Source organism: Staphylococcus sp. 231237_7MaSpsaltlick (assembly GCF_043107035.1).
Window position 1 is genome coordinate 339928 of sequence record NZ_JBICNX010000002.1, and the last position, 26040, is coordinate 365967.

The window sequence follows — 26040 nt, forward strand, 5'->3', positions numbered from 1 at the left end:
GCCCTGTTAAATGAAATGGCTTAAACATTTTCAATCCTTACACACGAAACTTGTTATCGTCTATGTATTGCTGATTATAATCGGTATGCAAATTATCGGTTTATATTTTACGAATAGTCTAGAAAAAGAATTAACACAAACATTTAAAAATAATATTTCGCAATATGCGAAACAAATAGAAATTAATATAGAAAAGGTTTATGATGAAGATAATTCAGTAAATGCTCAAAAAGAGGTTCAAAACTTATTGAATGAGTATGCCAATAGACAAGAAATAGAAGAAATTCGCTTTATTGATAAAGATCAAATAATCATGGCTACTTCAAAGCAGTCTACGCGTAGTCTAATAAATCAAAAAGCCAATGATAATTCTATTCAAAAGGCGTTGTCACTAGGCGAAATCAATAGCCATACCGTATTAAAAGATTACGGAAATGGTAAACAACGTGTTTGGGTATATAACTTACCTGTTAAAACATCTAACGATGGTACGATTGGTGATGTGTACATTGAAGCCGATATCAACGATGTATATAACCAGCTAAGTAATATCAACCAAATCTTTATCGTTGGGACAGGGATTTCATTGTTAATTACGATAATCCTTGGGTTCTTTATTGCACGTACAATTACGAAACCAATTACAGACATGCGGAACCAGACCGTAGAAATGTCTAAAGGTAACTATACGCAACGTGTGAAAATTTATGGTAACGATGAAATTGGCGAGCTCGCACTCGCCTTCAATAACCTATCTAAACGTGTACAAGAAGCGCAGGCAAATACTGAAAGTGAAAAACGGCGTCTCGATTCCGTTATTACACATATGAGTGACGGTATTATCGCTACAGATCGACGCGGCCGCATACGTATTGTTAATGACATGGCGTTAACGATGATGGGTACCATGAAAGAAGATATTATTGGTGACTATATGCTTAACGTATTGAATCTTGAAGAAGATTTCTCATTAGATGAAATTCAAGAGAATAACGATAGCTTCTTATTAGACATCAATGAGACGGAAGGCATTATCGTTCGAGTTAACTTTAGTACGATTGTTCAAGAAACTGGCTTTGTAACAGGTTATATTGCCGTACTACATGATGTAACTGAACAACAACAAGTTGAACGAGAACGTCGTGAATTCGTTGCAAACGTTTCTCACGAATTACGTACACCACTGACTTCAATGAACAGTTATATAGAAGCATTAGAAGGTGGCGCGTGGAAAGATGACGACTTAGCACCACAATTCCTGTCTGTTACACGTGAAGAAACAGAACGTATGATTCGTCTTGTAAACGATTTACTACAATTATCTAAAATGGATAACGAATCTGACCAAATTACTAAAGAAATCGTCGACTTTAATATGTTTATCAATAAAATCATTAATCGTCATGAGATGTCCGCAAAAGATACGACATTTATTCGTGAAATTCCAAAACAAACCATCTTTACTGAAATTGATCCAGACAAGATGACACAAGTATTTGATAATGTTATTACCAATGCGATGAAATATTCACGTGGCGATAAACGCGTTGAGTTTCACGTGAAACAGAATGCGTTATATAATCGTATGACCATTCGTGTGAAAGATAATGGTATTGGTATCCCGATCAATAAAGTAGATAAAATCTTTGACCGCTTCTATCGTGTAGATAAAGCACGTACACGTAAAATGGGTGGTACAGGTCTAGGATTAGCTATCTCTAAAGAAATAGTAGAAGCTCATAATGGTCGTATATGGGCTAACAGTGTAGAAGGACAAGGTACGTCAATCTTTATTACACTTCCATGTGAAGTCTTAGAAGATGGTGATTGGGATGCGGAGTAAAGAGTTAATCAAATCCATAATCCTTATTCTCCTTGTATTAATGAGTGCAGTTTTAACATATATGACATGGAATTTTTCACCTGATTTAGCCAATGTGGATAAGCAAGATAATAATAAAGAAACAGAAGCTAAAACGATAGGTAAACCACTAGATCAAGGAATGGATAAAGTGGTAACACCCTATCAGATAATTCATTCTAAAGGTGAAGATTCCGAAGGTATGGAAGCCACAAAAAGCAATGTAGAATCAACACTGGAACCACTAAAAAATCATCGTGTATTACGTTCAGAACAAATGCACAGCAATCATAATTTAATTATTCCAGACCTTAGTGATGAATTTTTAGTATTAGATTTTACCTATGATATGCCATTAGCAACTTATTTAGGCCAAGCCTTGAATATTAATGCCAAAGTGCCAAACAATTTTAAATTCGATCGCTTAATCGTCGACAATAATAAAGATGGTACAGTGAAACTCTATGCGATTAGTAAAGATCGTCATAACGTTGTGCGTATGACAACGTCTGCTAAACTAAGCCAATTGGAAAAAGTGATGAAGCAACAACAAAAAAGTATGCAGCCTTATACAGAAATTATTACGAACAAAGATACGATTGATAAAGCTACACACATTTTTGCACCAAAAGCCCCTAAAGGCTTAAAATCATATCACACCATTTACAATCGCATTAGTGTAGATACGATGAATGCAATCTTATTTAATGATTCTGTCGTTGTACGTAGTTCGAAAAGTGGTAACGCAACTTATAATAATAACACGGGCGTTGCCAATTATAGCGACGACAGTGAAAAATACCGCTATACTAATCTCTCAGAAGATGAAAATCGTTCTACTAATATGCAAGAAAGCATACCAAGTACCTTTGATTATATAAATAATCACGGCGGCTTTACGGATGATTTCAGGTTATTCAATGTGGATAACAAGACAGGTGAACTCACATATCAAATGTTCTTAAACGGTCGTCCAACATTTAATAATGATGATCTTAATAACATTAAAGTATCATGGGGCGATAAAGGCGTCTTTAGTTATGCAAGAGCACTATTGAAAGCAAATGTAACAATTGATAGTGGTGAAGATGAGGTTAAACTTCCTGGTGCTGAGACTGTACGTGCAGAATTAGCAAACAACCCAGAGATTAACTTTGAAGAAGTAACAAACATGACTATCGGCTACAATATGGATAACAAATCAGACAATGCGGATATTGAAATCCAACGCAATAGTGAATTCAAACCACAATGGTATGTACAATATGATGGCGAATGGCGTGCATACAGCGATGGGGGGCTAGAATAAATGAACTGGAAACTTACAAAAACTTTATTTATTTTCGTCTTTATTCTAGTGAATATTAGCTTGGTCATTATCTATATAGATAAGGTGAATAAGTCCCATATCAATGATAGTGAAGCTGAAAATGCTGTCGATTTTAAACAAGAAGAAATTAAAATTCCAGATAATCTCCCAAGTGTTAAAAATTTAAAAATGCAGTTATTAACCGCGCGTTCATTTGATTTTTCATCTTATGCTAAAGCGCATTCTGATATATCAAGTGAAGACTCAGGCGCTATGGCTAAAGGTGATATCAGTAACCCTATCGATGTCAGCAATGATCAATACACCGACTTAAAGTCATACGTTAAAGATAAGGTGTATAAAGGTAAAGATTATGAAATGAGTAACATAGATAACAAAAACGTAACGTTTGAACAAACGTACGATGATTATCCAATTATGAATAACAACAAAGCGAGATTAGAATTTAATATTAATGACGATGGTAAAGCTTCAAGCTATAAACAGACAGCAATGAAGTCCATCACACCCTCAGAAGGTGCTAACAATGAGGAAAAACAAGTAAATACAGCGAGAAGCGCAATAGAAGCCCTTTACTTTAACCGTTATCTTAAACGCAACGATGAAGTCACGAACGCAAGACTTGGTTACTACACGGTTGTGAAAGAACCCAATGTGCAAGTACTCGAAGCCAATTGGGAGATTAAAGTAAAACACGGAGAAAAGATTAAAACTTACTATGTTGAAGCCGTCTCAGACAGCCCGAAAGTAATTGAAGAATAATATAACTAATCAGCACATCTTTTTGAAGGTGTGCTGATTTACTTTTTGGTAAATAAATATGAGCTTTTTAGAAGAAGATTATATTTAAAATAAACATATCTACATAAGTGATGGCAAAAGTATGTTAAAATTAAATACTGTTGATGAGCGTTATACAAAAGCAAAAAATAAAGCGATATAGTATAATGAAAGCGTAAAATTCGCGGTAAGTTGAAGCGGAAAAGAGAAAATAATTTTAAGCGACAGGATTTTTAAAATTCTGTGATTGCAGTCGTATGCATGATATTACATTAGCTATGCGCAGTGCTCCTAACAGCAGGAGCAACAAAATTTTTAGACAGAGGGTATATTGACGGCACATAAACCGTAGTCTGCCCTATAACAATATATACTAAACAGTGTTTACAGATTAGAAAGGGTGAATCGCTTGATACGTATGAGTGTATTAGCGAGTGGTAGTACAGGAAACGCCACTTATGTGGAAAATGATAAAGGCAGTATCTTGGTCGACGCAGGTTTGACTGGGAAGAAAATGGAAGAACTTTTTGGGCAAATTGATAAACAGATTAAAGACTTAAACGGCATTTTAGTTACCCACGAACATTCAGACCATATTAAAGGATTAGGCGTATTAGCACGTAAATACAACTTGCCTATTTATGCGAATGAAAAAACATGGTCAGCCATTGAAAAGAAAGACAGTAAAATTCCAATAGATCAAAAATTCATCTTTAATCCATATGAAACAAAATCATTAGCTGGCTTCGACATCGAATCGTTTAACGTTTCACATGATGCCATCGACCCACAATTTTATATTTTCCATAATAACTATAAGAAGTTTACTATTTTAACAGATACAGGTTACGTTTCAGATCGCATGAAAGGTATGATTCAAGGTAGCGACGCATTCGTCTTTGAAAGTAACCACGATGTAGATATGTTACGCATGTGTGGTTATCCATGGAAGACAAAACAACGTATCTTGAGCGACATGGGACATGTTTCCAATGAAGACGCAGCTCACGCAATGACAGACGTCATCACAGGTAGCACAAAACGCATTTATCTATCTCACTTATCTCAAGATAACAACATGAAAGACCTAGCCCGCATGAGCGTCGGACAAGTATTAAATGAACACGACATCGACACAGAAAAAGAAGTATTGTTGTGCGATACTGACAAAGCCAATGCTACACCGATATATAAGTTATAAAAGCGCTTGGTCTCAATTTTGAGACTTAGCGCTTTTTAATGAAGCATTATGTAGGAATGATGCAATCTATAAATAAATTCACAAATTAATCCAGGAGGACTAGTATTTGTATTGTAATGACCTAACCAATATCACAATTTGAGATATTGGTTTTTTATTATGTGTAAGAATAGTATTACTAAATTTTAAGGGTCATGCATCCCTGTGGCTTAATTGAAAACCAATATACAATTAGAGCATAATTATAAATAGTGGATAACTTAGCTAATAAAAGGTTTTTATAGGTAAAAATCATGAAGATAACGTAAAATTTGTGAATAAGTATGTAAGACACCCATCAACTTATCCACTGTTTTATCCATAGTTATCCAGAGATGTGCACAATTAACAAGGAAATACCCACATTATACACAGGGTTATCCACAAATTAACATGTTATTAACGTATTTTTGTTTAGAAAACGTAAACATTATTAAATAATGATATACATTCCTGTTATAATAAGAGGGAATAGTGTGAATAAGTGTACAACTTGTGGATAACTCTAATAACTATTGTTTATTATGAATTTGGAGGACAATTATGAAGATTACGATACTAACAGTAGGTAAATTAAAAGAAAAATACTGGAAACAAGCAATCGCAGAATATGAAAAACGTTTAGGAGCATACTCCAAAATTGAAGTTATAGAAGTTCCTGACGAAAAAGCACCTGAAAATATGAGCGACAAAGAAGTTGAACAAGTGAAGGAGAAGGAAGGTCAACGCTTACTAGCAAAAGTAAAATCTCAGTCAACTGTCATAACACTTGAAATCAAAGGCAATATGTTGACGTCTGAAGGATTAGCTAAAGAAATAGAAGGGAGAATGACGAGAGGACAAAGTGACTTCACCTTTATTATTGGTGGGTCCAACGGTTTACATCAAGACGTACTAGACCGTAGCGATTATGCATTATCCTTCAGTAAAATGACCTTCCCACACCAAATGATGCGTGTCATATTGATAGAGCAGATTTACCGCGCGTTTAAGATTATGCGTGGGGAAGCGTATCACAAATAAAACTAAAAAAACGATGTTGAACAATAATATTCATTATGAATTTTTTGAGTAAATCTTAGGAGGAGAAATTAAATTGATTAAACCTAAAGATATAGTTCAATTTTTAAAGCCATGGTTTTTGGCTCTTATATTTGTTGTTTTTATACTTATTCAAGTAGCAGGTTTCACTGGTTATAGTGAAGATTTTTTCGGGCTATTTCATATTGGAATTGGACAATTAGGTTTACTTTTACGATACAGCTTGGCATTTTTATTGTCTGGTCTTGTTACCTTTATTTACTTGTACTATTATAAAAAATTCATAGGAAAAAATAAGAATGATTATATAAAGAAAGTGAAGTCTGTTGTTGTTTTTGTGACATTTTTTATAGGTGGATTTATTATATATAAAGATATATACCTATCAGACATATTGCAAAACGCTTTATTATGGCAAAAGTTTGAATATATGAGTTTATTAGGTTCTACATTTTTAATATTTTGGTGTGAAAAATTAGCTGATAAATAATAGTATTATACAAAAGGAGTTTTGCTATAATGACAATAATAATCCACCCGCTGCAACATATTGAATCTGCAAACATGAATGATTTGCATGATCAGATTCCGTTTAATTACTCTATATTAGAAAACTTATACTTTGATTTTGAGAAAACTGACTCATTTTTTGATTTAACAAAAAGTTACGAAATCGATTATTGGAAAAACATGCTATTTAATCGCATGAATCTACTAATTCGAAATTATACATACACGATGTTCTATTATAATCAGGGTATACCTGATGAAGTTTGGTATAAGTCACCTGGTTCAAAAGGACAATCAGTTGAGCTTTTTCCTGATTTTAAAGAAGAAGACTATACTAAACAATTTAATTTTAATTACTTTTCTGAATATTTCTTCTTACAGGGTTTTAGCATATTTGAGTTGTTAGGACATATTATAGTAAATATTTACGACATACAATTAAAAAAGAATGAAATAAGTTTTCATAAAGCAATAAACAAACTTAAAGAAAAAGATTTAGTGAAATTTTATGCACTTGATAAAATTCGTAATTCCAATGAATTTGATGATGCAGCTAAACACAGACACAACATTACACATAATCAGCATCCACAATTTATATCTTCAGGAATAACTAAATGTGAAAATGGGATAGTTACAGCTGGTGTTGGAAATTACACTACATCTCAAAAAGTTAAAGAAATAATGGATGGGATGTTAATGTGTTTAGAAAAGACAATAGAAATTATAAATAAAAATAAAGATTAAATTATCTTTTAAAGATATAATTTAAATGGTATTGAATAGAATTAGTAGTATTGTATATAAATATAGCATCAGGGAGTAAACAAGAAGCAAAAATAAGATATGAAACCCTCAATATTGCAGATTTGGAAATATTTAATACTCACCCGATTTTTAATTTATATAAAAAATTAATGGAAAGTTGATATTATGACGAAAAATACTTTTAAAGAAAGAATTCAAAAAACATATACAAAAAAAGATCTTGAGAAAGCTTTAGGTCTTAAAAACAAAGCTCAATTGCAGAAACGAATTGATAAATTAGTTGATATTTATAAGGTTGATATGAAGAAATTTCAAAAAAACTCTGGTGAAAGTGAAAGAGCTGCTTATAGTTTCAATGGTATTGCTTTTGATATATTATGTGTCTTATTAAATAATATGACAGATGATAACATACCAAAAGCAATTACGGATGAAGACGTAAGGCTGAGAAAAGATACGATAGAAAATATTGATATTACCCAATATGCGAATTTTATTAAAAATGTTAAGAATGACATAGATAAAATTGAATTTAAACCATTAAAGTTACATATACATGCACAAAAAGCATACCAAGATGTAAAAAAGGTGTTTGATTCAGGCAGTAAAATAAACGATAAGTTACAATTAGCTTCTGAAGTAATGAGTCAATTACCTATAGATAAACAAGTGGAATTAAGTGACAAAATTGCACTTGCTATACATGAAGTTGTTTACTCAACATTTTCAGAAAGTAAATATAATGAACGAATTGATGAACATAATCAAACGAGTGAAAAGTCAAGTCAATATGATTTTCGATATAATTATTTTGTAAATCAATTAATAGATAATGTAATAACAGAAGATATAGATGAAGAGAAAGCATTCATATATGATAGAGATGAACAATTAGATTGGTTATTAGTTAACATACTAAATAAAGTTCAACGAGCTGCGGATGGATGGGGAATGAGAAATGCTAAACCTCATCACAGAACACAAACATTTAGAGATATGGAGCATTATTTCCTCAGAGATGTATCGAAGATGATAGATAAAGAGCTTAACAAAAAGGAAAACTTAAATAAGCAATCTAAAAAATATGACTTCGATAATAAGATAAAGATCATTAATGACAATATTGAGTTTTTTAATGAAGATGAACAAATTAGAAAGCATTTACTAGAGTTACGTAAACGATTAGACTTTCATTCTGCAGCAGTATTAGATAAGAAAAATCACTCACACATAGGCAATGAAATGTTCCAATATTTTATGGATGATATGCAGCAAGTTGTAACATTGATAGACCGATACATTAATAAGACTGAACATTATAATGATATGAAAAATGGCTATATTAATGAATATAAATCATTTTATAATGCATATAATAATGAAATTGAAGTGACTAAGACGCACGAAAATAACATCCCGATGGCAATGTTAATGAAGCAATTTAAGAATCAACTGTTAAAAAGAAGGAATAACCGGAAAAGCTCTAATTGAAGTTAAGTAGAAAATTGATTAATAATTGATAAGCTCAATCCCTCATATAAAGGGATTGAGCTTATTTGCTTGGTGGAAATTTTTTCGAATTTTTTTGCCACTTCATCAACGACCTCTATTTAGTATTAAGATTGTCTTGTCAAAACGTTTTGAACAAATTTTAAGTTGAAAGTGAGCGCGCCATTTTCAACCATAAAGGAGAAGATTTACATGGAGACAAGAGACAAACTGATGTCGTTGACTCAAAGTAACAAAACACAGCAGTGGTTAATGGACAAATCATCTAACCAAGATGATGTTCAGCAACTGCAGCAACAATTCAGCCAACTGCTAGATCAAAAATATAATGCACTTTTAGCTGATGAACAAGTTAAGTTAGACCAATATGTGGAAGTACATCATAATTTAGAAGTATTAAAGAAAGAGATTGAATCGGAACCCATTATGCTTAATATCGATAAATTACCCGATATAAAATCAACAATGCTTGAAAAGGCTAAGAACGATGAACATTCTGATAAGATCGAAAAGCTATTTGATAGGTTAGAACAGGCATTAAATGGTACGAATCGATTATATACGCAATTATCGTTGATTGGTACACGGACACATCGAATCACAACTAAAAATTTTAATATCCAAGGCTTACCAAAATCAGTCCAACGTATGATTTTACCTTCACAATTCAAAAAGGTATATACAATCGATTTCAAGTCATTTGACCCTTCGGTTGTTGGATACATGACGCAAGATTCTAAACTGATTGACTATTTGAATCATAAAGAAGGTTTATATGACGCATTACTAGAAGATTTATCACTGTCCAAAAAGGAGAAAAAGTTCGTTAAACGTGCATTTATTGGTTCGTTTCTATTTGGTGGCAACTTCGATAGCCCTAAATTCAAGTTGAAACAATATGTAAGTGAAGTGCAATGGTTGGATGCGGTCAGCCAATTTACAAAAGTCATTGAACTTAAGAAACAAATCGAAGAGCATAAAACCATGCCTATGCCTTACGGCATTGAACATGATATGAGCGCATTTCAAGGTAGCAGTATTATGGCATTTTATGTACAAACGGTAGCGAGTTATATTTTCAAACACATTCTATTGGAAGTGTACAGAGCACAATGCGAACAAAAAACGTTTAAAATTATTGTACCCATACACGATGCGATTATGATTGAATGTGATGATGAAGTAACTGCACGTGATGTTGCTCAGCTAATGAAAAGTACAGCTAACCAGTTGTTCAATGATGAATTTGCACATGTGACAGTGGAAGAACTGGGAGGTGAGGGCCATGAATAATGATAGAGGACAAAGTTTACAAATACCAAGTAGTACACCACTCAAAGAAAATTATATATATGTAGCTACGTTATATTCTGTGAGAGAAACAAATTTCTCAGGTGATGTGAAACATCAATTCACATATGAAATTGAAGTGAATAATCAGATCGTATATGTGAATCGTAATATCTCAACACAAAAGACAGCTAAGCAGTTGTCAATCAATGATTGGCTTAAACGTCACAGTAATTATAGCTCCACTCATGAGAATTATGACCCTTACATTGATAGAAAGCATTTAATCCATGTAGGTTGCTTTAACGGTAATTACTATGTACAAGATGTAGCATCATTAAATGAAGATGGAGGATTATTATAATGAACCATATATTACAAATGTTATCTAAGCTATTAAGTGTGGCTAAGGAGGCAATCGACCGTCAAGGTCTGATTGCTATCCTAACAAGTAGTATTGGAAATGATGAAATGGATAATTCTGAACAAGCTATAACGGTGTATAACGAGCTTATCGATAAGCTACAGCTTATCATTCCTAAAGATGTCGACTATAGACCTAACATATACAGTTATTTTGGCATTCAAAAAAAGCCAAATGACACAATATTAGTGGAAATGATGATAAGTATTTTTCATATCAAGCGTTTTGATTCAGAGTTGTTTATTTTCAAAGATATAGGTTGGCAAAAGGTAAATGAAGATGAATTGCAAGGGTTGATATCTAAAATGATACACGTGTTGTTGGTAGATTATAAACCTTCACTAAGTACTTTGACAAATATAGTGAATGGCTTACAAAAATCAACAGATGTAGAAGAACTTGTTGAGAATAAACAATACATTGGTTGTGGTAGAACCATGTTCAATCTGAATACATTTGAAGTAGTGGGAAATTGCATAGAAATTTTCCCAAAAACACGCTTGAATTTGGCAGTAGATAAAAGTGATGTCATCACTGACAAGATACCACCGTATTTTAATGAATATATGCTAGAACTTGCTAATTTCGATTCTGATTTACAATACTTTCTTTTCCAACATACAGCGGTGTTACTCACTGCAGATACTAAACTACGTCGTGGACTTGTTTTGTATGGAACTGCAAAAAATGGGAAATCGGTCTATATCAAATTAGTTAAGTCATTCTTTTATAGTAATGATATCGTATCTAAAACACTTAATGAACTTGGCGGGCGTTTCGATAAGGAAAGCCTAATTGGTAAACGAATTATGGCAAGTGATGAAGTGGGGAAAGCTAATGTTGATGAAGCAACTGTGAATGATTTCAAAAAATTACTATCTGTTGAACCAATTCATGCTGACCGTAAAGGAAGAACGCAAGTAGAAGTTACGTTAGATTTAAAACTCATTTTTAATACGAATGCTGTACTCAATTTTCCATCATCACATGCAAAAGCATTAGAGCGTAGAATGGCTGTTATTCCATGTGAATATTATGTTGAAAAAGCTGACCCTGACTTAATTGAAAAGTTACAGGATGAAAAGAAAGAAATCTTTCTTTACTTGATGTATGTGTATAAGCAAATTGTAAAAAATGATATCGAGTACCTCCAAAATGATCGTGTTACTGAAATTTCTCATGATTGGTTAAATTTTGGATATGAATTTGTTTCTAGTAAATCAGCAAGTATTGCAAATCAGAAAGCGTGTATTAATTTACTCAGAAAACTTATAGAAATCAAACCAGGATCACGAATCAAAGTATCCGAGTTAAATAAAGTTATTAATGAAGAAATAAAGGTGAGTTCTCAGGTTATTAAACAGTTAATTCAAGCAAACTTTGATACTCAAACCAAACTATACAATGGCTACGATTATTGGATTGATTTAGGTTGGAAAGAAACTGATAAAAAAGATGACATGATTTCATTCGATAAAAATGAGAATGTAACAGATGATGAGTTTTTATACGAAGATGATTTGAACTTAGGTTGGGAGGACTTTGACGATGAATAATGAACAAATTGAAGCATTTGTAGAAGTGCTTGTGCCTATCATAGAAGAACGTATCAATCAAGGTAAGTAATCTAATTACGTACTACAGGCAACTGCCTGTAGTACTCATATAATTAAGTGGTAAAAGTGATAAAAATGAAACGAAATTATAAATATATATTATTCATATGATGTTACAAGACCGATGGTCTGTAGCAATAATCTAATAAAAGGAGCGGTATGATATGAAGGGTAAAATTGCACTTTATTCACGCGTTAGTACGTCAGAGCAGTCGGAGCATGGGTACTCAATCCATGAGCAAGAACAAGTACTCATCAAAGAGGTTGTGAAAAACTATCCAGGTTATGACTATGAAACTTATATCGATTCTGGTATATCAGGTAAAAATATTGAAGGTCGACCAGCAATGAAACGTCTTTTACAAGATGTTAAGGATAATAAAATCGAAATGGTATTAAGTTGGAAATTGAATCGTATTTCTCGCTCAATGAGAGACGTGTTTAATATTATTCATGAATTCAAAGAGCATGGCGTAGGGTATAAATCGATTTCTGAGAATATTGATACATCCAATGCATCTGGTGAAGTTTTAGTTACAATGTTTGGGTTAATAGGATCTATAGAACGCCAGACTTTGATTTCCAATGTGAAACTTTCTATGAATGCTAAAGCACGTAGTGGAGAAGCTATCACAGGCAGGTTGCAGGGATATAGGTTATCACTTAACCCACTTACACAGAAAAATGATTTGGTTATCGATGAAAATGAAGCTAACATTGTACGGGAAATCTTTGATTTATATTTGAATCACAATAAAGGACTTAAAGCAATCACGACAATTCTAAATCAAAAAGGATATCGCACCATTAATCAAAAACCATTTTCAGTGTTCGGCGTGAAATATATTTTGAATAATCCAGTCTATAAAGGCTATGTCAGATTCAATAACCATCAAAATTGGGCTGTTCAGCGAAGAAGTGGTAAAAGTGATAAAAATGATGTGATATTGGTCAAAGGTAAGCATGAAGCCATTATAAGTGAAGATGTATTTGATCAAGTTCATGAGAAACTAGCTTCTAAAAGTTTTAAACCGGGTCGACCTATTGGTGGAGATTTCTACTTACGTGGCCTTATTAAATGCCCAGAATGCGGAAATAATATGGTATGTCGACGGACTTATTATAAAACGAAAAAGTCCAAAGAACGGACAATCAAGCGTTATTACATTTGTTCCTTATTCAATCGTTCAGGGAGTTCTGCATGTCACAGTAATTCCATCAATGCTGAAGTCGTCGAGCGTGTAATTAATGTTCATTTGAATCGTATTCTGTCTCAACCAGATATTATCAAGCAGATTGCATCAAATGTGATAGAAGAACTGAAACAAAAGCATAGTAACCAAACAGAAATTAAATATGACATTGATAGTTTAGAAAAACAAAAAGCTAAGCTTAAAACACAACAAGAACGATTGTTAGAATTATTCTTAGATGATCAAATGGATAGCGAAATGTTAAAAGCTAAACAAAGTCAAATGAATCAACAGTTAGAAGTATTAGATCAACAAATTAAAGAAGCGCAACAAGCAAATCAATCACAGGATGAAATACCTAATTTTGATAAATTAAAAGGACGACTCATTTTGATGATAACACGCTTCAGCGTGTACTTAAGAAAGGCTACACCCGAAGCTAAAAATCAACTTATGAAAATGTTAATTGATTCAATTGAAATTACGACAGATAAACAAGTAAAACTTGTAAGGTATAAAATTGACGAAAGTCTTATCCCTCAATCTTTGAAAAAAGATTGGGGGTCTTTTTTTATGCCCAAATTCCAATTTGAAATATATGGTCAAAATGATTATTTCATCGACCAAATTACCACTTTTACCACTTAGTTATTAGTGAAAAAAGTGAGAGAAATGAAATAAAAATCAAATATATATTATCTAAATGATGTATCACATGACTACATCAAACCAATACATTAGGAGGTCATAATTATGGCACTGGAACAACAACTCAAGCATTATATAACCAACTTATTCAAGCTGCCAAAGGAAGAAAAGTGGGAATGTGAATCCATCGAGGAAGTCGCTGATGATATTCTACCTGATCAATACGTCAGACTTGGCCCACTCAGTAATAAAATACTTCAAACCTATACCTACTACTCTGATACACTTCACGAAAGTAATATCTACCCTTTCATTCTCTACTATCAGAAACAGCTCATAGCCATCGGCTATATCGATGAAAATCACGATATGGATTTCTTATATCTACACAACACCATCATGCCCCTTTTGGATCAACGATACTTACTAACAGGAGGACAATAATAATATGCATAAATATATCAAAATCACACAAATAGTCATTACGGTCCTAAGTGAAATCATTACTTGGATGAAAGAATCAGAACGAAAGGAAAACGCTTATGAATAGATATATCACTAATGGTATTGTCCAACACTTACCTACTGCATTACAACATCAATTATGGCAATTTGTAGCACAACGTGAAAACAAACAGTCCAAGGAACGAGAAGCAATAGATTATTTTCATGTCTTCCAGTTCAACATGCACAATAACCAATTATATGTCAAACACAAACAAGAAAGACCAGCATATGTGAAAACGCATAAGGCAAATGTCAAATAACTTATCAATGTGAATAAAGTCTACATTATCCGAGAAGATGATGTAGATCTTTCTTATTATGTCATGTTATTACCAGAAGAATACTAAAGGAGTCAAAATAAATGGAAACAATAAAAAGTACATTAGAAACCGAAGCTATATTCAGTGATGATCAACAACATCGCTACCTACTTAAGAAAACATGGGACAGTGAAAAACAAACAATCACAATTATCACAATGTATCCGCATTATGATGGCATTCTCAATATTGATCTAACAACCCAACTCATTATGAACAAAGTTTCAGAAATGGAAGCATTTGGTTCTATCAATTTTGTGAATCTATACTCTAATATTACAACACATATCAATATCAAACATTTAGATGCCTATGATAAGCATACAGATATTCAAATTATGAAGGCAGTGAAAGAGTCAGATGAAGTGATATTAGCTTGGGGCGCTTACGCTAAAAAACCCGTCGTAGAAGTACGTGTTAATGAAGTTTTAGAGATGTTGAAACCACATAAAAAGAAAGTGAAACAACTCATGAACCCCGCAACAAATGAAATCATGCATCCTCTTAATCCAAAAGCCAGACAGAAATGGACTTTGAAAGCGTAACCCATATATGGAGGATGAAAGTAAATTATGAAAGAAATCAATATCGTTTCACTACAAATGATAAAAAACAGATATATTAAATTATCTAAAAAATCGTATTTCAAGTCCTACGGACGCCGCAGAAATCATGCGTTCATTCATTGGAAACAGTGACCGAGAACATCTCATTCTCATATGTATGAATAGCAAAAATCAACCTACACATATTCAAACACTATCAATTGGATCTATCAACAAGACAGTGATTCATCCTAGAGAAATATTCAAAACAGCGATACTCAGTAACGCAAATAGTATTATGCTCGGTCATAATCATCCAAGTGGAGATGTAACACCCTCTCCTGAAGATATCAATGTAACCGAACGGTTAATGCTCATCAGTGAAATGATGGGCATTTTATTTTATGACCATATTATTTTCTCAGATAGTCATACTTATTCCATTAGACAGCATGATTTAAAGGTAGAGGTATAGCCGTATTTTGTCACTACCATTACTTTGTCACTTTCCAATATTTATAAAATCCCTTTATATCAACGTTTTTATTTGAAAAATATTTTTCTCAACTTTTATCAAATAACCAAAGTATTGACTTATTGTGACAAACCTATTATGTAATATATAACTTAAAGGAGGTGACATATTGGATCGTGCATTTCGAATATTAACAATATACAATCGGTTACTACAAAATAAATCCGTCAACAAGCAATCACTCATATTAGAACTCGATACGAGTCCTAGGACAATACAAAGAGATATCGACGATATCAGAAACTTTTTATATGAAAGTAAATCGTGGATCAGTACACCCAAAGAAATTACGTACGATTATAAATCAGAAAGTTATAAGCTCGAACAAGATAAGCATGAAAATATGCATTTTATGTATGATATTTTGACTGCTTTGTACCTGACTAGACCAAAATTAAGTCATTACTTTTACCAATATCTTAAATTATTAATTCTAAAACACCATTCAGATTATCGAACTACATTACTAAAATATCTTGACCGCTTTGAAATTGATAAAAATCAAATAGGTATTTCGACATCATCATTAGCTATTCAAGCAATGAACGAAAATAAATATCTTCAATACAATCAAAAACTATTATTACCTTTATCGATATACTATCAAATGTATGCTTTTCACTTAGTATATCGAATGGACGATGAAATTTATATCGATGATATTAGTCAAATGAATCTGAGTTTGTCTGAAAAACCTGTAGACACACATAAAAAATCAAAGTTACAAACTTATATCACGTTTGAAATAGCTAAAGATGTATGGTCAAAAATGCATCGATATTATCAAATTCATGTGATAGAAAAATATGATGCACATTATCTTATCGTCACTTTTAAGGTGACAAGGCTCGAAGCTATTCAACTCTGTTTTATGTATCGATCCAATATACGTATCATTTCACCCCCAGATTTGAGAGAACAAGTGATTGATGAACTACTTTTATTACAATCAACGTATTTAAAACAACAGGTTCAAGAGTAGACACAACACACAATATTTATTAAATGACATTAATAATAATGAAAGGAATGGGAATTATGAGTAACATAATAAAAACAATAGGCAAAGGCATTGGGAAAGGTGTCGGTGCAGCAGCATATTATTCAGTTGCGACTGTTGGCGCTGCCATCGGTGCAATTTGGGAAACAACAGGCGATAGAGGTTTGATGAGAGATGCTTTAAGTGATAGTTCAAACCAAGACTTAATGGAAATATATGAGATACAGAAGAAAGATGATGGGGATTATGATACTTATATTGCGGCTAAATCCTTATTACAAGAGAGAGGATTCACTTATAATAACGAAACGAACAAATGGGAAAAATAACAAGGAGTGAAATAAATGGACTTTGCATATTACAAAGCGAAATCTTTAAATGATTTTGAAAATGAACTAAAAGCACTTGCTTTAAATAAAAAATATACATTCAGTAAGGAAACCGAAGTCCTTAAAGAAGAAGAAATTCTTGAAAAATCTAATAGCCATGAGCGTGAACTATTAAAAGTATTTAAAGATAATGCACAGATAACAACATATCATTTCAAGAGTCATAAAAGTAATTATTTAATTATTATTGGAGAGACCAAGACACCTAATATTATAGGTCTAACAGTTATATTTGATAAGAAGCCTTTTAAACAAATAGGAAAAGTTGCGTTGGGTTCTTTGATAGGATTAACCGCTATGTCTGGAGGTAGTCTTTTACTTGCAGCAGCTGGTCTAGGTATTTTAGGTTCTTATTTCAAAAGAACTTTCACAATAAAAGGACCACTAGGTAAAGAAATAACAAGAATTATAGAAAATCACTTTGGTGAACCTGTAGAAATTAAAGCATAATATAGAGGTAACCATTTTCAAAGACACATTGATTTCAAAATGTGTCCTTTTTAAATTATTGTAGAATAAATATAGAAAAGCGTAGCAAAACAGATTAATATAAGTGCCTGGATATAAATTCCAGGCACTTATATTAATTGTTACAACAATTGTTATTATCTTGTTGCTCTTTTTCACTTTTTTCTTTTTTTTCGTTCTTTTCCTCAATTTCTACCGAACAACATGACTGTTCCTGAGGTTTTATTTTTTTTAATGCGTCTTTAATCCCCATTATCTCACCTCCTTTAAATAATGATGTTAACAATCAAACCTGTAGCAATGGCTACAACTAAAATTGCAATAACGAATGATACTACAAATTTTTTCTTGAATAACTTAGATAGCAATACGACCTCTGGAATACTTGCGCCAGCACCACCAATTATTAATGCAACTACTGTTCCTAGAGACATACCTTTTGATACTAATGCTTCGGCTATAGGTAACATTGTTTCTGGTCTGATATACATAGGGATACCGATAACAGAAGCAATAAAGACCGATATAAAACCATCACCACTTGCATACTTAGTTATAAATTCTTCAGGTATGAATCCATATATAAAGGCACCAATAAATACACCAATAAATAGATAAGGTAACATTGGGTATAAAAATGCCCACGCATCGTTTAATGCTTGTTTAAAACGAGATCCTGTTTTATTAGCAAAAAAGCCATCACCTTTAACATTGACCCCTTTATAACTTTCAGCTAAATTCATTTTTGAAAATACTAAACCTGTTAAAATACTGAAAATTGCTAGTACTACAAAATAAACAATAGCTACTTTCCACCCTAATAAAGCCCATAACATAAATATCATTAGTGGGTTCATTAACGGTGAAGCAATTAAAAAACTCATCGCTGGACCAAAAGGAACTTTGGAATTTAATAAACCTGCAAGTATTGGAATAGTTGAACAAGAACAAAATGGTGTAACAGCACCAAATATCATACCTAATATATAATTGACGGCTTTATTAGGTTTGCTCAAAAGCTTTTTAATTTTTTCTTCTGAAACAACTTGTTGAATCAGACTTACTATAAAACTCACTACTATAAATAGTAATAATAATTCAAAAAATAACATCAGAAATGTTTTTATGAATTCTATAATTGAATCTACCATTAGTATAACGCCTCCGAATTTATTTAATCAACTTTTATTGATGTATTAATCAAAAAAAATTGATTAATTCTATGTTAAAAAGAAGATACTTAAAGTATCTTACAGCAAGTATCTTCATTTAAAACCACCTGTATTTGTTGCTCATTAATTTTATAATAATTCCATGTGCCATGCTTTTCAGCAATAAGAATATTTGCATCTACTAATTTTTTTAAATGATAGGAAAGTTTAGATTGTTTTAACGCTAATAATTCTTCTAGATCACAAACACATAAAGATTTTGAATCGCTTTGACGTATTGAATGTAGAATTTTAAGTCTGATTTTATCAGCTAGCGCATTAAACATCTGTTCATAAAAGTCTAATTGTTCTTCCTCAGTTCTATTAGGACTGGACTTAATAATTTCCATTAAATAATCACCTCTCTTATATACAGATATTTCTATTTTTGTTTGAGTTCTAGTATTGCTTGATTAAAATGAGTTTCTGTTATTTTACCATACATGTCAGGTTCTCCTTTAAAGAACTCCTTTTTCATATATGATATAGCTTCTTTTAAAGAAACTTCTCTTGATATCATAATTAGATTTAAGTAACTAACAAAATAATCAACAGATAATATACCTGCATGATTTATTCTCATAAAATCGAACTCCTTTATAAAATACTAAAATGATATATCAACTTTTTTTGATGTATTAAATATAAATTATTATTTCAACTTTTGCAAGATAATAAAACTAGTTATTTACGACGCATTCTAATCTAATACTAAAATTAGTCAAAAAACTACATAGACACAATGCTATATAGATGTTAATCTATGTAATGAATAGGAGGTATATTTATGTCTTATAAAGAATTATCAGCAATATTAAAAGTTTTATCAGATTCAAGCAGGTTAGAAATATTAGATTTACTTTCTTGTGGTGAGCTATGCGCTTGTGACTTATTAGAACACTTTCAATTCTCACAACCTACACTAAGTCATCATATGAAGTCATTAGTAGATAACGAATTAGTTACAACACGAAAAGACGGCAACAAACATTGGTATCAACTTAATCATGCTATTTTAGATGATATTATCCAAAACTTAAACATCATTAATACATCTAACCAAAGATGTGTATGTAAAAATGTGAAATCAGGTGATTGTTGATGACCATTTTAGCAATTGTGATTTTTCTTTTAACTTTAATCTTTGTGATATGGCAACCAAAAGGTTTAGATATTGGTATTACAGCTTTAATTGGAGCTGTTGTTGCTATCATTACAGGAGTCGTAAGTTTTTCCGATGTATTAGAAGTAACAGGTATTGTTTGGAATGCAACTTTAACTTTTGTAGCTGTTATTCTTATTTCATTAATATTAGATGAAATTGGGTTTTTTGAATGGTCTGCAATACATATGGTCAAGGCTTCAAACGGTAATGGCTTAAAAATGTTTGTTTTTATTATGTTACTTGGGGCAATTGTAGCAGCCTTTTTCGCAAATGATGGTGCAGCTTTAATCTTAACACCCATTGTATTAGCGATGGTTAGGAATCTAGGATTCAATAAAAAAGTGATTTTTCCCTTTATTATTGCCAGTGGTTTTATTGCTGATACAACATCATTGCCCTTAATTGTAAGTAATTTAGTAAATATCGTTTCTGCAGATTACTTCGATATTGGATTTATTGAATATTTTAGTCGAATGATTATTCCTAATATATTCTCTCTGATTGCTAGTATTCTCGTTTTATGGTTATATTTCAGAAAATCTATACCTAAAACGTTCGATACAGAAAATCTTTCAGATCCTAAAAATGCAATTAAAGACCCTAAACTATTTAAGATTTCATGGATTGTATTAGCAATACTGCTCGTGGGTTATCTTGTTAGTGAGTTTATACAAATACCTGTATCAATCATTGCTGGTATCATTGCTCTTATCTTTGTAATATTAGCTCGTAAATCTAAAGCAGTACATACAAAACAAGTAATTAAAGGCGCACCATGGAATATTGTTGTATTCTCTATTGGTATGTACCTTGTTGTGTTTGGACTAAAAAATGTAGGTATTACAACTATTCTTGGGGATATCCTAACAAATATTTCAAGTTATGGGTTATTCAGCAGTATCATGGGTATGGGCTTTATAGCTGCTTTCTTATCTTCAATTATGAACAACATGCCAACTGTTTTAATAGATGCAATAGCGATTGGTCAATCCAGTGCTACAGGAATATTAAAAGAAGGTATGGTTTATGCGAATGTCATAGGTTCTGATTTAGGACCTAAAATTACGCCAATTGGTTCTTTAGCAACATTATTGTGGCTACATGTCTTAACACAAAAAGGTGTGAAGATTTCATGGGGAACATACTTTAAAACTGGAATTATCATTACTATTCCAGTCCTATTTGTAACACTCTTAGGTTTATACCTTACACTAATCATATTTTAAGAAAAGAGGCTTTAATTATGGATAAGAAAACAATTTATTTTATATGCACAGGAAACTCTTGTCGTAGCCAAATGGCTGAAGGTTGGGGAAGGGAAATATTGGGTGAAGATTGGAATGTCTATTCTGCAGGTATTGAAACGCATGGAGTAAATCCTAAAGCAATTGAAGCTATGAAAGAAGTGGATATTGATATCTCAAACCATACATCAGATTTGATTGATAGTGATATCTTAGAACAGTCAGATTTGGTCGTAACATTATGTAGTGATGCAGACGATAATTGCCCTATATTACCACCTAATGTTAAAAAAGAACACTGGGGCTTTGATGATCCAGCAGGAAAAGAATGGCCAGAATTTCAACGTGTTAGAGATGAAATTGGAAAAAGAATACAAGAATTCAAAGAAACGCTCGTTTAATGTGAGCGTTTCTTTATATTTAAGTCATACATTTTATTAATAATGATTTCATTTCTATATCTTTGATATAATAGTATGCCATTTTCCCATCCTTGTAAAAATTCAGCACGTCTCTTTTATACAGGGCTCTCAAATGATGTGATGTTGAAGCTATACTCAAACCTAATGTTATAGATAAGTCACAAACACATAATTCTTTCTCTTTAATTAGAGCTAATATAATTTTCAGCTTATTCTCATCACTTATCTTTAATAATGTATTGATAAGCCGTTGAGTTTTTTCTTCTTTTAAAAATCTTAAAGCATAATTCACTTTTTCCTCATGAACACAAATGACGTCACAAATTTTATTGTTACTCATATTAAGTCACACCTTAATTTATAATATAAATCCTAATATTGTTTGTATGGTTTCATTTTCAATAATAATAAATAAGCCCAATGCTATGTAGATAACAGCCATAATCCAACGACTGAACTTCTCAACAATTTCACCCACACCAGGAATTCTAGCTAGTTTTTGTGCTGTGAATACTAAAAAGAAAATTAAAACTAAAAATACAATTAAGGTAGTCAGTAATTCAACAATATCCAATGTTACAAAATAAGGGACAAATAAACCAATATTATCTGCACCACAACTTGCAATTGTCACTAAAGAAACAGTCCCTACTAATTTGGACAAACCTTTTTCGTTTAATTCTTTTTTTGCTCTTTTTTCGCCTTCACAATCATCATAAATAGCAACTTTTATACCTAAGTAGATGGGGATCAAACCTAATAAACCTAATATCCATTTCTCTGGAACATAATTTAACACAAAAGCTAAAAATAAACTGACTAATATGAGGATAATCGATCCTAAATATTGACCTATATAAATATCCCTATATTCTTTTCTAGTCTTTGCTCTTGCAAAAAATATTAATAGTATTACTAATAAGTCTACTGCAGTAGCAATGTAAAGTATTGCCGCAGTTACAATAGTTTGAACCATAGAGCACCTCATTCAAATATATATTTGAATGAATTGTATCATATATTGTATACTTTATGAATAATTATTACGAATCGAAAAGCGAAACTTAACTGATTATAGGGATTGTATGTGCAAAACGAGTTATTTATATATTTATTGATAATAAGATTTAAAATAATTTTAGTTTGTCAGTTCCTTGCATTTTGTTTTTTAGCAATATCACTAACAAGGGGAAGCGTATCATAAATGATGAATTACGTTTAAATTAATATGATATTTTCATGACACAAAAGAGGAGGTAATATAATGGCTATAAAAAATATAAAATTAAGAAACAAATATCTACCATATAATGATTTGGAATTAAATTTTTTTTATAAAAATAATAAATTATCTAGAGAACTTCTTATTTTTGGCAGAAATGGTACTGGTAAGTCGACAATTGCAAATACTATAGATAGATTTAAAGATTGTTTTGAAATGAGCCCTGAATTAAATATTGAATACCTAGACAATACAAATAAGCAGTCAAAATTTTTAATTTTTAATGATTATTTTATTGAGAAAAATATCAAATTTAGTGAAAGTGATAATTTAAAGGCAATAGTGATGTTTGATGAACAAGGAGATATAGAAAGGAATATAGAAATACAAGAAAACCGACTTGAAAATATTGAAAATTCAAAAACTTTTTATAATAAAAAAATAGAATGTTATAACAAACAAAAAGAATTAGATGGTGTTTTAAAATTATTAAGAGGGGATAATAATTGGGCGGGAAGAGCAAGATTATTAGATAAAAATTCCAAAAATAATAAAAGAGTAGACATAAGCGTTTTGAATAAAGTATTAGACTATAAAAACGAAGAAGATTTAAGGGGTTTATTTAAACAATTAGACTCACAAATAGAAATAATTAATAGATATAGCAATGAAGATAGAATAGAAGAAATAGAAAAATATAAAGGATTAGAAAAAAATACTCAAGAAAGAATTGAAAAAACTCTTAAAGATACGATTAATTTACAATTTTCGTCAAATATTGATTCAAAAATAGAAAAGATATTTGACGAATTTGGTAATAATTATCTACAAAATTTAGATGAATATTTAAAAGCCAATCCAGAAATATGTAAAACTTGTTTAAGACCCTTAGATAAAGACTACACCCAAGAATTGAGAGAAAAACTGAAGTTTGCATTTCAAAATGATCTCATAGAGGAAAAGAAAGAAGAAATTAATGATTTAATCAATACTATAAAAGTAGAAAATTCTTTAGAATTCGAAAAAATTAATACCGATGATATAAATTTAGAAATAGAAAATTTAAATAAAAAAAATAGACAAATCAAAGAAAACCTATTACATAAGTCTTTAAATATAAATTCTAAAATTAATATTGATTTTAAGGAATATAGAGAGATATTAAATAATTTAAATTATAAAGTTCAAAATCTTAATAACGATATAAGAGAATATAATAGAGAAATAGAAAGGCTAAACGATCATAAAAACACATACGAACAAATTAATTTTAAAATAGCTTATAAAGAAATAGAAAATGAATATTTCAATTATAAGAAAAATATAGAAAAGCATGAAACTTATGAACTTAAATTCAATAAATGTAATAAATTAATTAATAAATTAGATTTGAGAATAGATAAACTAAAAATTAAACAATCACAAACTTCTATAGCTTTAGAAATTATGAATAGAGAACTAGCACTAATATTTTTTGATAAAAACAGATTAGCTTTGGTTGGTAAAGACGGACATTATGAAATTTTAGTGAGAGGTCAAAATATACCTATATCTAAATTATCAACTGGGGAAAAAAACGTACTATCATTAGTTTACTTTTTTTCATTACTAAACACTGAGAAAAAAATTTTGGAAATGTATAAAGATACTTATTTTTTAGTTCTTGATGATCCAATTTCTAGTTTCGATTTTGAAAATAAGATAGGAATTTATAATTACTTGAGAAAACAATTTAAATTGCTTTTTGAGAATAATGAATTTTCTCAATTATTGATAACTACTCATGATATGGAAGCATATTACAATTTTGAAAAAGTTCTCCAAGATATTATTTTAGATGATGGGGAAAAAGCAGTGAAAAAAGTAAATAAGTATATTTTAACTGAAAATGGGTTGGAAAGTGATAAAAATGGACAAAAAAGTAACATATATAATTATCAGTTTAAATTAATCTTTGAATTTGCTTGTGGAAATAACGATGAAGTAGAAACTTATATTGGTAATACTATGAGAAGAGTTTGCGAAGCGTTTAGTACTTTTAAATATAAGTGCAGTATAGATAATTTAAGAACAGATAAAAATATAATAGGTCTAATAAATAATTCTAATTTAAAAGATTTTTTTGAAAATTATTTATTTAGATTGATATTAAATAACGAGAGTCATCAAGAAGATGATTATAAAGGGATTACAGATAAAAATATAGATAAATATTTAACATTAACTGAAAAAATTAAAACAGCAAGATTAGTAATAATATTTTTATATAAGCTTGATAAAATGCATGTGGTAAAACATTTATCTAATAAAAGAGAAGCATTTGAAGTAGGGAAAATAATCGAGTCTTGGGAGCAAGAAATAATGAATCTAATGAACTAATAAATAATTTGTATAAAAGCACAAGTAATAACTAAGGAAAGAAGATTATTAATAAATATTTTTTTTATAGATGTGCAGAGGAAGAATTATTATCGATCCAAATAAATAGAACTTAATAACTAGTTATATATGATGATATAGTAAATGCAAAATCGGAGTGTATAGACTTTGCGAAAGAAGATTTAAGTGAAAATAAAAAAACAGCTTAATTAAAAAATATAAGTTTTTCAATTTAATATATTAAAATTGGACAAGAATTTGATAAAGTCATAGTAATTTTAGATAGTGGATTTGAATTTAAAATTATTAGTATTCATTATAAAGGAGACTATTATTATGATCCAATAAAAATGCTATTTCAAAATATGACAAGAGCGAGAAGAAAGTTAAAATTTATAATTCTTGACAATTCTAAATCATACA

The 26040-nt window shown here is 30.9% G+C and carries 27 protein-coding genes and 2 pseudogenes; 23 read left to right on the forward strand and 6 right to left on the reverse strand.

Annotated features, from left to right (window positions below; translation table 11 throughout):
- The first annotated feature begins 10 nt into the window (after positions 1-10).
- The 19 genes and pseudogenes from walK to ACF91D_RS04730 all read left to right on the forward strand — a co-directional run bounded on the left by walK (position 11) and on the right by ACF91D_RS04730 (position 17956).
- A complete protein-coding gene (walK, locus tag ACF91D_RS04640; protein ID WP_039069547.1) occupies positions 11-1843 on the forward strand; it encodes a cell wall metabolism sensor histidine kinase WalK in 1833 nt (610 codons plus the stop codon).
- The gene (yycH, locus tag ACF91D_RS04645; protein ID WP_101050671.1) at positions 1833-3170 is read left to right on the forward strand and encodes a two-component system activity regulator YycH; all 1338 of its coding nucleotides are present in this window, start codon (positions 1833-1835) and stop codon (positions 3168-3170) included. Before walK ends, yycH begins: the two co-directional genes overlap by 11 nt.
- The gene (locus ACF91D_RS04650; RefSeq protein ID WP_101094297.1) at positions 3171-3953 is read left to right on the forward strand and encodes a two-component system regulatory protein YycI; all 783 of its coding nucleotides are present in this window, start codon (positions 3171-3173) and stop codon (positions 3951-3953) included.
- Positions 3954-4371: 418 nt separating this feature from the next.
- A complete protein-coding gene (locus ACF91D_RS04655) occupies positions 4372-5172 on the forward strand; it encodes an MBL fold metallo-hydrolase (RefSeq protein ID WP_327620892.1) in 801 nt (266 codons plus the stop codon).
- Positions 5173-5754: 582 nt separating this feature from the next.
- Positions 5755-6234 (forward strand): 23S rRNA (pseudouridine(1915)-N(3))-methyltransferase RlmH, encoded by a 480-nt coding sequence (gene rlmH, locus ACF91D_RS04660; protein WP_327620891.1) that lies wholly within the window; start codon positions 5755-5757, stop codon positions 6232-6234.
- A 73-nt stretch (positions 6235-6307) separates the two neighbouring features.
- Entirely contained in the window at positions 6308-6742 is a 435-nt protein-coding gene (locus tag ACF91D_RS04665; RefSeq protein ID WP_103388680.1) for a hypothetical protein, read from the forward strand.
- A gap of 29 nt (positions 6743-6771) precedes the next feature.
- Positions 6772-7509 (forward strand): Cthe_2314 family HEPN domain-containing protein, encoded by a 738-nt coding sequence (locus tag ACF91D_RS04670; protein ID WP_107391432.1) that lies wholly within the window; start codon positions 6772-6774, stop codon positions 7507-7509.
- A gap of 186 nt (positions 7510-7695) precedes the next feature.
- Positions 7696-9021 (forward strand): DUF6038 family protein, encoded by a 1326-nt coding sequence (locus ACF91D_RS04675; protein WP_107505230.1) that lies wholly within the window; start codon positions 7696-7698, stop codon positions 9019-9021.
- 210 nt (positions 9022-9231) lie between these two features.
- Entirely contained in the window at positions 9232-10332 is a 1101-nt protein-coding gene (locus ACF91D_RS04680) for a hypothetical protein (RefSeq protein ID WP_107505229.1), read from the forward strand.
- On the forward strand, positions 10325-10693 hold the full coding sequence (locus ACF91D_RS04685; RefSeq protein WP_031864395.1) for a hypothetical protein: 369 nt from the start codon (positions 10325-10327) through the stop codon (positions 10691-10693). The genes ACF91D_RS04680 and ACF91D_RS04685 overlap by 8 nt, the downstream gene beginning before the upstream one ends.
- On the forward strand, positions 10693-12309 hold the full coding sequence (locus ACF91D_RS04690) for a DUF5906 domain-containing protein (protein WP_207572932.1): 1617 nt from the start codon (positions 10693-10695) through the stop codon (positions 12307-12309). The genes ACF91D_RS04685 and ACF91D_RS04690 overlap by 1 nt, the downstream gene beginning before the upstream one ends.
- A gap of 224 nt (positions 12310-12533) precedes the next feature.
- Positions 12534-14210: a cassette chromosome recombinase CcrC gene (ccrC, locus tag ACF91D_RS04695; protein WP_207573128.1), complete on the forward strand. Its 1677-nt coding sequence runs from the start codon at positions 12534-12536 to the stop codon at positions 14208-14210.
- Positions 14211-14315: 105 nt separating this feature from the next.
- Entirely contained in the window at positions 14316-14654 is a 339-nt protein-coding gene (locus tag ACF91D_RS04700) for an SAUGI family uracil-DNA glycosylase inhibitor (RefSeq protein ID WP_040030676.1), read from the forward strand.
- A gap of 98 nt (positions 14655-14752) precedes the next feature.
- A pseudogene (locus tag ACF91D_RS04705) lies at positions 14753-15064 on the forward strand (DUF960 family protein).
- A gap of 14 nt (positions 15065-15078) precedes the next feature.
- A complete protein-coding gene (locus ACF91D_RS04710) occupies positions 15079-15582 on the forward strand; it encodes a DUF1643 domain-containing protein (protein ID WP_040030675.1) in 504 nt (167 codons plus the stop codon).
- A 27-nt stretch (positions 15583-15609) separates the two neighbouring features.
- A pseudogene (locus tag ACF91D_RS04715) lies at positions 15610-16057 on the forward strand (JAB domain-containing protein).
- A 169-nt stretch (positions 16058-16226) separates the two neighbouring features.
- Positions 16227-17099 carry an HTH domain-containing protein gene (locus ACF91D_RS04720; RefSeq protein WP_327620889.1) on the forward strand — a complete coding sequence of 291 codons (873 nt, stop codon included), beginning with the start codon at positions 16227-16229 and terminating at the stop codon, positions 17097-17099.
- 56 nt (positions 17100-17155) lie between these two features.
- Positions 17156-17446, forward strand: coding sequence for a hypothetical protein (locus tag ACF91D_RS04725; protein ID WP_002464567.1), 291 nt, complete (start codon positions 17156-17158; stop codon positions 17444-17446).
- Between the two features lie 15 nt (positions 17447-17461).
- Positions 17462-17956, forward strand: coding sequence for a hypothetical protein (locus ACF91D_RS04730; RefSeq protein WP_053041964.1), 495 nt, complete (start codon positions 17462-17464; stop codon positions 17954-17956).
- A gap of 133 nt (positions 17957-18089) precedes the next feature.
- Here ACF91D_RS04730 and ACF91D_RS04735 read toward each other — a convergent pair whose 3' ends face one another.
- The 4 genes from ACF91D_RS04735 to ACF91D_RS04750 all read right to left on the reverse strand — a co-directional run bounded on the left by ACF91D_RS04735 (position 18090) and on the right by ACF91D_RS04750 (position 19768).
- Positions 18090-18227, reverse strand: a complete 138-nt coding sequence (locus ACF91D_RS04735; protein ID WP_095231730.1) for a hypothetical protein — start codon at positions 18225-18227, stop codon at positions 18090-18092.
- Positions 18228-18240: 13 nt separating this feature from the next.
- Complete coding sequence (locus ACF91D_RS04740; protein ID WP_044291542.1) at positions 18241-19125, reverse strand: permease; 885 nt, start codon at positions 19123-19125, stop codon at positions 18241-18243.
- 89 nt (positions 19126-19214) lie between these two features.
- Positions 19215-19535, reverse strand: coding sequence for an ArsR/SmtB family transcription factor (locus ACF91D_RS04745; RefSeq protein WP_040030671.1), 321 nt, complete (start codon positions 19533-19535; stop codon positions 19215-19217).
- A gap of 32 nt (positions 19536-19567) precedes the next feature.
- Positions 19568-19768, reverse strand: coding sequence for a hypothetical protein (locus ACF91D_RS04750; RefSeq protein WP_040030670.1), 201 nt, complete (start codon positions 19766-19768; stop codon positions 19568-19570).
- A 204-nt stretch (positions 19769-19972) separates the two neighbouring features.
- On the opposite strand from ACF91D_RS04750, the gene arsR reads away from it, so the two are divergent.
- The 3 genes from arsR to arsC are packed head-to-tail and all read left to right on the forward strand — an operon-like array spanning position 19973 to position 21995.
- Positions 19973-20287, forward strand: a complete 315-nt coding sequence (gene arsR / locus ACF91D_RS04755) for an As(III)-sensing metalloregulatory transcriptional repressor ArsR (RefSeq protein ID WP_040030669.1) — start codon at positions 19973-19975, stop codon at positions 20285-20287.
- Entirely contained in the window at positions 20284-21576 is a 1293-nt protein-coding gene (gene arsB, locus ACF91D_RS04760) for an arsenite efflux transporter membrane subunit ArsB (protein ID WP_164097235.1), read from the forward strand. Before arsR ends, arsB begins: the two co-directional genes overlap by 4 nt.
- 17 nt (positions 21577-21593) lie before the next feature.
- The gene (gene arsC, locus ACF91D_RS04765; RefSeq protein WP_044291550.1) at positions 21594-21995 is read left to right on the forward strand and encodes an arsenate reductase (thioredoxin); all 402 of its coding nucleotides are present in this window, start codon (positions 21594-21596) and stop codon (positions 21993-21995) included.
- Between the two features lie 19 nt (positions 21996-22014).
- Here the strand turns inward: arsC and ACF91D_RS04770 are convergent, their stop codons facing one another.
- Positions 22015-22356, reverse strand: a complete 342-nt coding sequence (locus tag ACF91D_RS04770; RefSeq protein ID WP_025907459.1) for an ArsR/SmtB family transcription factor — start codon at positions 22354-22356, stop codon at positions 22015-22017.
- An 18-nt stretch (positions 22357-22374) separates the two neighbouring features.
- The gene (locus tag ACF91D_RS04775) at positions 22375-22992 is read right to left on the reverse strand and encodes a CadD family cadmium resistance transporter (RefSeq protein WP_011274431.1); all 618 of its coding nucleotides are present in this window, start codon (positions 22990-22992) and stop codon (positions 22375-22377) included.
- Between the two features lie 288 nt (positions 22993-23280).
- Here ACF91D_RS04775 and ACF91D_RS04780 point away from each other — a divergent pair, with 288 nt between their 5' ends.
- Complete coding sequence (locus tag ACF91D_RS04780; protein ID WP_327620888.1) at positions 23281-25617, forward strand: AAA family ATPase; 2337 nt, start codon at positions 23281-23283, stop codon at positions 25615-25617.
- Positions 25618-26040: the final 423 nt, after the last annotated feature.

Coding starts and splice junctions, on each gene's coding strand:
- ACF91D_RS04770 (WP_025907459.1), bottom strand. CDS start 22,356: ATGAGTAACAATAAAATTTGTGACGTCATTTGTGTTCATGAGGAAAAA.
- yycH (WP_101050671.1), top strand. CDS start 1,833: ATGCGGAGTAAAGAGTTAATCAAATCCATAATCCTTATTCTCCTTGTA.
- ACF91D_RS04685 (WP_031864395.1), top strand. CDS start 10,325: ATGAATAATGATAGAGGACAAAGTTTACAAATACCAAGTAGTACACCA.
- ACF91D_RS04750 (WP_040030670.1), bottom strand. CDS start 19,768: ATGAGAATAAATCATGCAGGTATATTATCTGTTGATTATTTTGTTAGT.
- ACF91D_RS04710 (WP_040030675.1), top strand. CDS start 15,079: ATGGAAACAATAAAAAGTACATTAGAAACCGAAGCTATATTCAGTGAT.
- walK (WP_039069547.1), top strand. CDS start 11: ATGAAATGGCTTAAACATTTTCAATCCTTACACACGAAACTTGTTATC.
- ACF91D_RS04650 (WP_101094297.1), top strand. CDS start 3,171: ATGAACTGGAAACTTACAAAAACTTTATTTATTTTCGTCTTTATTCTA.
- ACF91D_RS04700 (WP_040030676.1), top strand. CDS start 14,316: ATGGCACTGGAACAACAACTCAAGCATTATATAACCAACTTATTCAAG.
- ACF91D_RS04675 (WP_107505230.1), top strand. CDS start 7,696: ATGACGAAAAATACTTTTAAAGAAAGAATTCAAAAAACATATACAAAA.
- ACF91D_RS04745 (WP_040030671.1), bottom strand. CDS start 19,535: ATGGAAATTATTAAGTCCAGTCCTAATAGAACTGAGGAAGAACAATTA.
- arsR (WP_040030669.1), top strand. CDS start 19,973: ATGTCTTATAAAGAATTATCAGCAATATTAAAAGTTTTATCAGATTCA.
- ACF91D_RS04725 (WP_002464567.1), top strand. CDS start 17,156: ATGAGTAACATAATAAAAACAATAGGCAAAGGCATTGGGAAAGGTGTC.
- ACF91D_RS04735 (WP_095231730.1), bottom strand. CDS start 18,227: ATGGGGATTAAAGACGCATTAAAAAAAATAAAACCTCAGGAACAGTCA.
- ACF91D_RS04775 (WP_011274431.1), bottom strand. CDS start 22,992: ATGGTTCAAACTATTGTAACTGCGGCAATACTTTACATTGCTACTGCA.
- rlmH (WP_327620891.1), top strand. CDS start 5,755: ATGAAGATTACGATACTAACAGTAGGTAAATTAAAAGAAAAATACTGG.
- ACF91D_RS04670 (WP_107391432.1), top strand. CDS start 6,772: ATGACAATAATAATCCACCCGCTGCAACATATTGAATCTGCAAACATG.
- ACF91D_RS04690 (WP_207572932.1), top strand. CDS start 10,693: ATGAACCATATATTACAAATGTTATCTAAGCTATTAAGTGTGGCTAAG.
- ACF91D_RS04730 (WP_053041964.1), top strand. CDS start 17,462: ATGGACTTTGCATATTACAAAGCGAAATCTTTAAATGATTTTGAAAAT.
- ACF91D_RS04680 (WP_107505229.1), top strand. CDS start 9,232: ATGGAGACAAGAGACAAACTGATGTCGTTGACTCAAAGTAACAAAACA.
- ccrC (WP_207573128.1), top strand. CDS start 12,534: ATGAAGGGTAAAATTGCACTTTATTCACGCGTTAGTACGTCAGAGCAG.
- ACF91D_RS04740 (WP_044291542.1), bottom strand. CDS start 19,125: ATGGTAGATTCAATTATAGAATTCATAAAAACATTTCTGATGTTATTT.
- arsC (WP_044291550.1), top strand. CDS start 21,594: ATGGATAAGAAAACAATTTATTTTATATGCACAGGAAACTCTTGTCGT.
- ACF91D_RS04780 (WP_327620888.1), top strand. CDS start 23,281: ATGGCTATAAAAAATATAAAATTAAGAAACAAATATCTACCATATAAT.